Consider the following 8,586-nt stretch of genomic DNA (forward strand, 5'->3'; position numbering starts at 1 on the left):
CAAGCGACAGTCAGGTTCACAGGCTTACTGCCCGTTCATTTGGGCCGTTGTGTAGAAGCCGTCCTTTTCCAGCAGGTCGATGTTGTCCTTGGTCAGCGGGGTGGGGGTGAGCAGAATGGTGTCCACCTTCTTGGCTCCATTGTCGTACTGGGAGCTGTAGCTGGGCTTCTCGTTACGGGCCAACTGCACAGACAGCTTGGCCGCCTCGGAAGCGATCAGCTTGAGCGGTTTGTAGACGGTCATGGTCTGGGTGCCATCGATTACCCGCTTGACCGCTGCCAGGTCGGCGTCCTGCCCCGAAATGGGTACCTTGCCGGCCAGTTTCTGCGCGGCCAGGGCCTGGATGGCACCGCCTGCAGTGGCGTCGTTGGAGGCTACGATGCCGTCGATCTTGTTGTTGTTCTTGGTCAGGGCGTTTTCCACGATGCTCAGGGCTTCGGTGGGGTTCCACTCCTTGACCCATTGCTGGCCCACAATTTTGATGTCGCCCTTGTCGATGGCCGGTTGCAGCACCTTCATCTGACCTTCACGCAGCACCTTGGCGTTGTTGTCGGTAGGCGCGCCGCCCAACAGGAAATAATTACCCTTGGGCGCCGCTTTGAGTACGCCGCTGGCCTGCATTTCGCCTACTTTCTCGTTATCGAAGGAGATATAGGCATCCACATCGGCATTGAGAATAAGCCGGTCATAGGACACCACCTTGATGCCGGCTTTCTTGGCTTCGGCTACGGCATTGGTGAGCACCGTGGCATTGAACGGCACGATCACAATCACATCCACGCCACGGGAGATCAGGTTTTCGATCTGGGAGATCTGTTTCTGCTCATTAGCGTCGGCCGATTGCACGAACACCTTGGCGTCCATCTTTTCTGCCGCGGCCACGAAGTAATCGCGGTCACGCGCCCAGCGCTCCAAGCGCAGGTCGTCGATAGAGAAGCCGATTTTCGGGTGCGCAGAGTCGGCCATCACGGGAAGGGACAGCAAGGCCAATGCGCTGGCCAGCAGGGTACGTTTGAGTGCTTTCATGGTAGTGCGCCCTTTTATTGTTGTTGGAGACACAAGTATTGCAACTGCCGGTAACCACTGTAGAACGTAGCGGCCACCGGCGCGTAACGATTTGTCGCACGAATGTCACAGCGCTTAGCGGTAAATGAACCGGTTCACAACGGCTTCGAGCATTTCCTGCCTGCCGCTGACCGCCTGAGGGTTCAGCTCATGGTTGAAGGCGTGTTGGGCCAGGGACTCAAGCGTAAATTCACCTGCCAGCACCTGCTGGCCGAACGGTTGCTGCCAGCCGGCATAACGCTGGTCTTTGAACGCCTGCAGCCGGTCGTTCTCCACCATGGCGGCGGCGCGTTCGAGGGACAGCGCCAACACGTCCATGGCGGCTACGTGGCCGTGGAACAGGTCTACCTCGTCCAGGCTTTGCCGGCGCACTTTGGAATCGAAGTTGAAGCCACCATGGGTAAAACCGCCCGCTTTGAGAATCTCGTAGGTGGCCAGGGTCATTTCCTCCACGCTGTTGGGGAACTGGTCTGTGTCCCAGCCATTCTGCGGGTCGCCCCGGTTGGCATCGATGCTGCCGAAGATACCCAGGGACACGGCTGTCGCGATCTCGTGGTGGAAGCTGTGGCCGGCCAGGGTGGCGTGGTTGGCTTCGATGTTGACCTTGATTTCCTGCTCCAGCCCGTATTGCTGCAGGAAGCCGAATACCGTGGCGCTGTCGTAGTCGTATTGGTGCTTGGTGGGCTCCTGGGGCTTGGGCTCGATCAGCAAATGCCCCGTGAACCCGATCTTGTGCTTGTGCTCCACCACCATGCGCATGAAACGGCCCAGCTGCTCGCGTTCACGCTTGAGGTCGGTGTTGAGCAGGGTTTCATAGCCCTCACGGCCGCCCCATAGCACGTAGTTGGCGCCTTTAAGCCGCTGGGTAGCGTTCATGGCGCTGAACACCTGGGTAGCGGCATAGGCGAACACTTCCGGGTCCGGGTTGCTGGCGGCCCCGGCGGCAAAGCGCGGGTTGCTGAAGCAGTTGGCGGTGCCCCAGAGCAACTGTAGGCCGCTCTGTTCCTGATGGCGCTCCAGGTGGTCCACCATCTGGGCAAAATTGTCCCGGTATTCCTTCAGGGATGCCCCCTCCGGTGCCACGTCCGTGTCGTGAAAGCTGTAGTAATCCACGCCCAGCTTGGAGAAGAATTCAAAGGCGGCCTCGGCCTTGGCGATGGCCATTTCCATTGGGTTTCCCGGCGTTTGCCAGGGGCGCTTGAAGGTCCCCACCCCAAACATGTCCGCTCCCGGCCACACAAAGGTGTGCCAATAGCACGCCGCCATGCGCAAGTGCTCACGCATGGGCTTGCCTAGCACGAGCTTATTGGCGTCGTAATGGCGAAAGGCGAGTGGGGCATCGCTGTCCGGGCCTTCGTATCGGATAGGTTCCACATCAGGGAAGTACGGCATGGGGCGGCCTTGTTGTTATGGAGTGTGAGCTGATGCTAGCAATGGCCGGGCGGAGGGCGATTATGAAAACCGCCAGGGTGGGGTGCGTTTTTGCGTAGGTAGGGCTTGTAGCCGAAGGCGAGTGTTCGTGAACAACTATCTAGTAAGCAGAGAGCTGATAACTCAAAGCATGAGCCGACGGTGGAACTGCTATGACAACGCGCCCACGGAGCGGCTGTTTCGGAGCTTGAAAAAGGAATGGATACCGACGGTGGGTTACATGACGGCAGCGCTGGCCGAGCAAGATATCGGACGCTATCTCATGCAGCGGTACAACTGGACAAGGCCGCATCAGCACAACGGCTTCGTGCCGCCGGCTGTTGCGGAAGAAAAAATCAATTCTGTGTCAGGGAATTGTTGACCGGTACAGCGCACGGGTCAATCAAATAACACCTCCCATTTCGAGTGATGAATCAAGCGCGATTCGCCACGCCGATTATCACTAACGGTAATTCCAGGCTGGGCTTATTTGGGTGAATAAAGTTTAGGATATTCAATTATCATGGCAAGCCAGTAATGCTGTTTTGAACTGCCCTGCCTATATATTTAGTTCGCTTCTGGAAGCTCAATTCCGGCCAGCTTTGCTAGCTGAATCAGTCGGGCTTTTAGCTGGGCAATTTCTTCCTTGTTTTCTTTGTTCTGTGCAACCATTACTTTTCGTTCATCCAGAAGCTTGGTGTTGAGTTTTTGTAAAACCTCTGACTGATCACTTATCTTTTTACCAGTTTTCACCAACGCATCAGATTTTGCAGGTGTGAATTGCCTTTCGGTTGAGCTAATGGCGCCTAGCTGAGCTTGAAGTAGAGTATTTTTTTGCTTTTCTGTGTCAAGCTCGGATTGCAGGTTATTGATTTGATTTTGGATGTCAACAATGGTCCTGTCTTTTTCTTGAAGGTCTTCTAAATGAGAATTCTTAACTTCTTTAGATGATTCTTTGCCTTTTTTTATTGCATTAGATTGTGAGCTGATTATCTTGGATTTTTCTCCTAAGTCTTTGTTGAGTTTTCCTAATTTTGATTCCATGGAATCGACGGCTTCCTGCATTTTGGCCATTAAACTATCCGACTGATCCTTATAAAAATTGAGACCTTTATTCTCTTCCTGAAGTTCTTTAATGGTATTTTCTCGCGAAATGGCACGCGCTTTCGCACCTTCTTTACGCGCTGATACGGTTTGCTCTAAATTCGATTTTTGATTTTTGATCGTAGCAAGAGAGGTCGAGAGTTCTCCGACAGTATTTTTCATCGAATCCAGTTCATGGTGTAACGCTACTGTATGCGAAGCGAAAAATTCTCCGAAATTTTCTAATGACTTATCAAAGTCTTTCAAGGAAAGGACTTTCTCATTTTCATCTTGTGAAAGTTGAGCGTGTATTCTCGTCTCTGATAAAGACCTAGGTCGATAGGTCCGATTACTTCCTCCGGATGGGAGCGGCTCATGATAAGGCTTGTCCTGAGACACAGGCTTGGAAGGCGCTGAGTCACGACCTCCTTTGTCAGCTACCGTACTCGAGGTCTTTTGATCATGTTCCGCGGGATCAATGTGTTGTTGATATTGGGCACTAAGCTGGCCTGAGCGACTCACGTCCATTGATTATTTCCTTCAAAAATTGATTTAAACAGGATCCAAATATCGCCCCCCTGAGTGGTTGCAAATCACGATCTGGTTCCATAAAAGGCTAAACTTGGTTTATAAATTTAAAGAGGATGTTGGCTTCTAACTGAATTTTCAGACCAGTTTAAAGCGCTATCGTTTTAAAATATGGACTAGGAGTTAGAGCATCACAGCCATAAAAATATCATCTTGATATCATCGAAACGAACTTAGGTCTGCTTGACTTTCCACTCTGCATAAACAATCAGCTCAGTGAGCGTATAATGACGATTATTGGGAGTAGGGTGGCCGGTTCGGAGGTATACCTAATCTCCCGTGACACCGTTAAGCTATCCGGCAGAAAGAAACTTCACAATTTTGCCTCAAAGAGATCAGCGATCTTAGCATCCATTGCTTCAAACGCGACCGCATTAAATGTCCGCCCTTTCAAGCCACCAATGCGAGGTTTCAAGGGTGCGGCATCCCCAATCACCTCAAGGCGGACGACAGGCTGCCCATTACGCGAAATGATTACCTCGATTCCTGCAAGTGCGTCCTCGACCAACTGAGAAAGGCGCGTCTTTGCGGCGTGAATACCATAGGTGGCGGTTGGCATAAATCGTTCTCCTTTAGAGGGCCCTAGCTTAGTGGTTTGCTTAGCTAATTTAAAATGGCCGTTTCGAATCTATTGTTATTGGGCATTTCCTGCGACATGCCTTAGCCTGTCCACAACCCCTTCGCACCGGACAACAACAATGAAAACCGTGCCTCCTGTTCACCGTATTGCGCTGTTGTTCAACGGCGGCAAGATCTACGACCGCGGCATCATCACCGGCATTGGCAATTACCTGAGCAGCACCCGGGCGTCCTGGGATCTGTTTCTGGAAGAGGATTTTCTGTGCCGCCTGCGTGGCATAGAGCGCTGGCAGGGGGATGGAATCATCGCGGATTTCGACGACCCCATGATTGGCGAAGCGTTGAGCGGCATCAAGCTGCCCGTGGTGGCCGTGGGCGGCTCGTATCAAGACAGACGTGCTTACCCCAGGCACATTCCCTATGTGGCCACCGACAATGCCGCGCTTATCAAGCTGGCCTATGACCACTTGATCGAGGCTGGGCTTACGCGCTTTGCCTGTTTCAGCCTGCCCGAGGCACAGGCCAACCGCTGGGCCCAGGAGCGTGAAGTTGCCTTTCGCCAGTTGATGCAGCGTGATGGCCTGCCGGTGGCAGTGTACCGGGGGTTGGGTACCAGCGCGCCGCTGTGGAACAGTGCCGTGGAGCAGCAGATTGCCTGGCTGCATAGCTTGCCTAAACCCATCGGCATCATTGCCGTCAGCGATGCCCGTGCGCGGCAATTGTTGCAGGCTTGCCTTACGGCAGGCATTGCGGTGCCGGAGCAGGTGGCGTTGATTGGCATCGATAACGACCCGCTCACCCGTACCCTCACGCGTGTGCCCTTGAGTTCGGTGATTCAAGGCACGGAAGCCATGGGCCGTACCGCGGCGAAGCTGCTGCACCAGATGTTGCACGGCGTGCCCTCGGCGGGTACGCAGGTGCTGGTGCCACCAGAAGCCATCAACGTTCAGGCGTCCAGCCTGCACCAGCCTTTGGGCAACGCTTATGTAATGCAGGCCCTGCACTTCATTCGCCAGTACGCTTGCCAAGGTATCAAGACGGCCCAGGTAGCGGGTTACGTGGGGGTGTCTCGCTCTTCGCTGGAAGCGCATTTCAAGCGGGAACGCGGACGCACTGTCCACGACGAGATACTGCGCTTCAAGCTGGCCGCCGCCTCCAAGCGGTTGGCAGAAGAGGGGATGGCGATTGCCGATATCGCCCAGGCGTGCGGCTTCAAATCACCGCAGTACCTGCATACCGTGTTCCGCCGCGAGTTCGGCTGCACCCCCAGGGAGTACCAAGCTTCAAGCAGCAAGTAAACCCAGGCTCGCGAGCCCGTCTTGCCGCTTACCGCTCAACCCTATTGCTTCAAATCCACCAGCGGCGTGTCACGTACCTCAGTGTTACGCCCATTCTGAATGCGCTTCACCGATTCGACGGCCTGGTCCACCGCTGGCTTGTCTGCCAACAGGCTGTAGCTGATGCTGAACTGGCGGGTTTCCTTGGGGCCGATCTTGGGCACAAGGTTCAACGGGCGCTGGTAGCGACGGTTGTAGGAGAAGCTAGTGCCTGGCTCCAGGCCGGTGACATAGCCCTGGCCCTGGGTGTCGGTGTTTTTCCAAAGGGAGAACACGGGAAGCGTCTGGGTGTTGAAGCCCACCGCCACGCCCAGGCTGCCCGCCTTGTTGTGCAGCACGGTTAGGGTCTGGCCTTTGTCGTCTGCGTAGGGCACCACGTTGTACACGGTCTCGTCATAGTCGCGTGTGGGCGCGCGGTAGGTGTCCCAGGTGCTGAGGTCCCCTTTGGCCTTGTCGTTGAACGGCGACACTTGCTTGACGGGCGCCACGAAACGCGCGCCTTCTTCCAGGAACGGCGTGCTGAAATTGCTGTGGTACAGCGCCTGGTATTCCTTTGGGTAGTCGCCGTTGTTGGTGAGCACATCGTTCAGGTCAAAGCGGGCACTGCCCGGCACCGTCACCAGCTCGGTGGCCACGGTGAAATCCACCTTCTTGAAGGCCTGTTCTTTCAGTTCGCCGCGCAGGTGAATGGCGTAGGGCGGCGTGTCGTCAATGTGCAGCGTCACACGGCTGGCGGGAATGTTGGCCGCCCGGCCATGGAGGGTCAGCATTTCGCCATTGTCCACGCCAGGGTGGCCTACCCACTCATAGCCGCAGCGTGCGACCAGCTCATTGAACCCTTCCAGCCAGCCCAGGCCGTCACGCCCGGTGAGTTCGATAAAGGCAGGGTTTACCACCTCCTTGACCGGAGAATCCCAGCCCATGCGCACCGTGCCCACGGATGCGTTCAGCACGTTCATGCCGCGTGTAGGCACTACCGACAGTTTCATCTTGCCGTTGTCGATGTCGATCACGCTGACCCCTTCCTGTCGGCCGCCATGCAGAGTACGCACGGTCACGGTGAAAGGCGCTGTGGTTTTGGCACCAAGTTCGGCGCTGGTGACTTTGAACGGTTCGGCGGCTTTGTCGGTGTCTAGCAGCACATAGTCCCGTGCCATGGCCTGGGAGGTCATAGCCAGCGTGCCAAGTGCTGCGAGCAGGTGAAGGGGTTTCATGGGAGGTGCCTTTTTTAGTGTTGTAAGCGCTTTTTATAACGCTGATGAAGCGTTTCAGCAATGGGGGTAGGACATGTTCTTCGAACCGCTTATCTCCATTAGGGCACTCTATGGCTTCGCTGGCCTCCCATAAGAACGCGCAGGCGTTCTTGAACACTGAATGGGAGAAACATCATGGTAAAAGACGACAACGGCAAAGCCAGCCCCTACCCAGGCCCAGGCGGCGCATACAGCGACAAGGAACTGCTGTCGGAAAATCGCGGCGTGAGCAGCGATGACAAAGGGAGCAAACAGCCTGCTGAGTCAACGGTGGATGAAGCTAAGAAAACCTTTAATGACGGTAAAGCTGATTAATCAGTTTTGGGGTTCCCAGCTGCGCCCGGTGCCATAGCAACCAGCCCCCTGTGGGAGTTTGCTTAGCGGCGAACCAGGCCAGCTGCGGTACCGCAGCGGCCCGTTCCCGGTCTGCGCCTTCGGCTACACCCGGTCCAACAGCAACCACGACTGGCGCAAATCCCCCTGTGGGGGTTCGCGAAGCGGACGAATCTAGATAGCCGCTACACCGCAGCGACCCGTTCCCGGTCTGCGCCTTCGGCTACACCCGGTCCTACAGCAATCAAGACTGGCGCAGATACCCCTGTAGGAGTTCGCGTAGCGGACGAACCTGGATAGCCGCTACACCGCAGCGACCCGTTCCCGGTCTCCGCCTTCGGCTACACCCGGTCCAACAGCAATCAAGACTGGCGCAAATCCCCCTGTGGGGGTTCCAGAAGCGGATGAACCTGAATAGCCGCTACACCGCAGCGACCCGTTCCCGGCCTCCGCCTGCGGCTACTCCCGGTCCCATGGCAACCACGACTGGCGCGGACCCCCTGTAGGAGTTCGCGCAGCGGACGAACCTGAATAGCCGCTACACCGCAGCGACCCGTTCCCGGTCTGCGCCTTCGGCTACACCCGGTCCCACAGCAACCATGGCTTGCGCCCCCCTTCTGTAGGAGTTCGCGTAGCGGACGAACCACCCGGCTCCACAGCGAGCAATTCTGGGCATGGCCTACAACGCAAAAAGGGTACGCCGTGGCGTACCCTTTTCGTTTCCAGCCGAGTCGATCTTACTGAAGCAGCTTCAGTACAGACGACGGGATCTGGTTGGCCTGGGACAGGATCGCGGTGGAAGCCTGTTGCAGGGTTTGTTGCTTGGTCAGCTCAGCGGTTTCAGCGGCGAAGTCCACGTCCTGGATGGTAGAGCGAGAAGCCGTGGCGTTTTCGATGATGTTGCTGATGTTGCTGATGGTGCTTTCCAGGCGGTTCTG

Annotated in this window: 8 protein-coding genes and 1 pseudogene; 3 read left to right on the forward strand and 6 right to left on the reverse strand. The window is 56.0% G+C overall.

The genetic code is table 11. From position 1 onward, the window contains the following. Nucleotides 1–24: 24 nt before the first annotated feature. Entirely contained in the window at nucleotides 25–1,026 is a 1,002-nt protein-coding gene (gene xylF, locus HBH25_RS21305; protein ID WP_168085947.1) for a D-xylose ABC transporter substrate-binding protein, read from the reverse strand. A 114-nt stretch (nucleotides 1,027–1,140) separates the two neighbouring features. Next, nucleotides 1,141–2,457 carry a xylose isomerase gene (gene xylA / locus HBH25_RS21310; RefSeq protein WP_168085948.1) on the reverse strand — a complete coding sequence of 439 codons (1,317 nt, stop codon included), beginning with the start codon at nucleotides 2,455–2,457 and terminating at the stop codon, nucleotides 1,141–1,143. Nucleotides 2,458–2,605: 148 nt separating this feature from the next. On the opposite strand from xylA, the pseudogene HBH25_RS21315 reads away from it, so the two are divergent. Continuing rightward, nucleotides 2,606–2,857 (forward strand): annotated as a pseudogene (locus HBH25_RS21315) (integrase core domain-containing protein); the annotation flags it as partial. A gap of 185 nt (nucleotides 2,858–3,042) precedes the next feature. Here HBH25_RS21315 and HBH25_RS21320 read toward each other — a convergent pair. Together HBH25_RS21320 and HBH25_RS21325 are read right to left on the reverse strand one after the other, a co-directional pair. Next, nucleotides 3,043–4,086, reverse strand: coding sequence for a hypothetical protein (locus HBH25_RS21320; RefSeq protein WP_168085950.1), 1,044 nt, complete (start codon nucleotides 4,084–4,086; stop codon nucleotides 3,043–3,045). A gap of 373 nt (nucleotides 4,087–4,459) precedes the next feature. Beyond that, a complete protein-coding gene (locus HBH25_RS21325) occupies nucleotides 4,460–4,705 on the reverse strand; it encodes a type II toxin-antitoxin system Phd/YefM family antitoxin (RefSeq protein ID WP_168085951.1) in 246 nt (81 codons plus the stop codon). Nucleotides 4,706–4,844: 139 nt separating this feature from the next. Between HBH25_RS21325 and HBH25_RS21330 the strand changes: the two genes are divergently transcribed. Beyond that, nucleotides 4,845–6,023, forward strand: coding sequence for a XylR family transcriptional regulator (locus HBH25_RS21330; protein ID WP_168085952.1), 1,179 nt, complete (start codon nucleotides 4,845–4,847; stop codon nucleotides 6,021–6,023). A gap of 41 nt (nucleotides 6,024–6,064) precedes the next feature. Here HBH25_RS21330 and HBH25_RS21335 read toward each other — a convergent pair whose 3' ends face one another. Next, a complete protein-coding gene (locus HBH25_RS21335; RefSeq protein WP_168085953.1) occupies nucleotides 6,065–7,276 on the reverse strand; it encodes an aldose 1-epimerase family protein in 1,212 nt (403 codons plus the stop codon). Nucleotides 7,277–7,450: 174 nt separating this feature from the next. On the opposite strand from HBH25_RS21335, the gene HBH25_RS21340 reads away from it, so the two are divergent. Next, nucleotides 7,451–7,630: a hypothetical protein gene (locus HBH25_RS21340; RefSeq protein WP_168085954.1), complete on the forward strand. Its 180-nt coding sequence runs from the start codon at nucleotides 7,451–7,453 to the stop codon at nucleotides 7,628–7,630. Between the two features lie 755 nt (nucleotides 7,631–8,385). Here the strand turns inward: HBH25_RS21340 and HBH25_RS21345 are convergent. After that, the coding region (locus HBH25_RS21345; protein WP_281361167.1) for a flagellin at nucleotides 8,386–8,586 on the reverse strand (201 nt) is incomplete at its 5' end.

The organism is Pseudomonas quercus (assembly GCF_012033695.1).
Taxonomy (GTDB): domain Bacteria; phylum Pseudomonadota; class Gammaproteobacteria; order Pseudomonadales; family Pseudomonadaceae; genus Aquipseudomonas; species Aquipseudomonas quercus.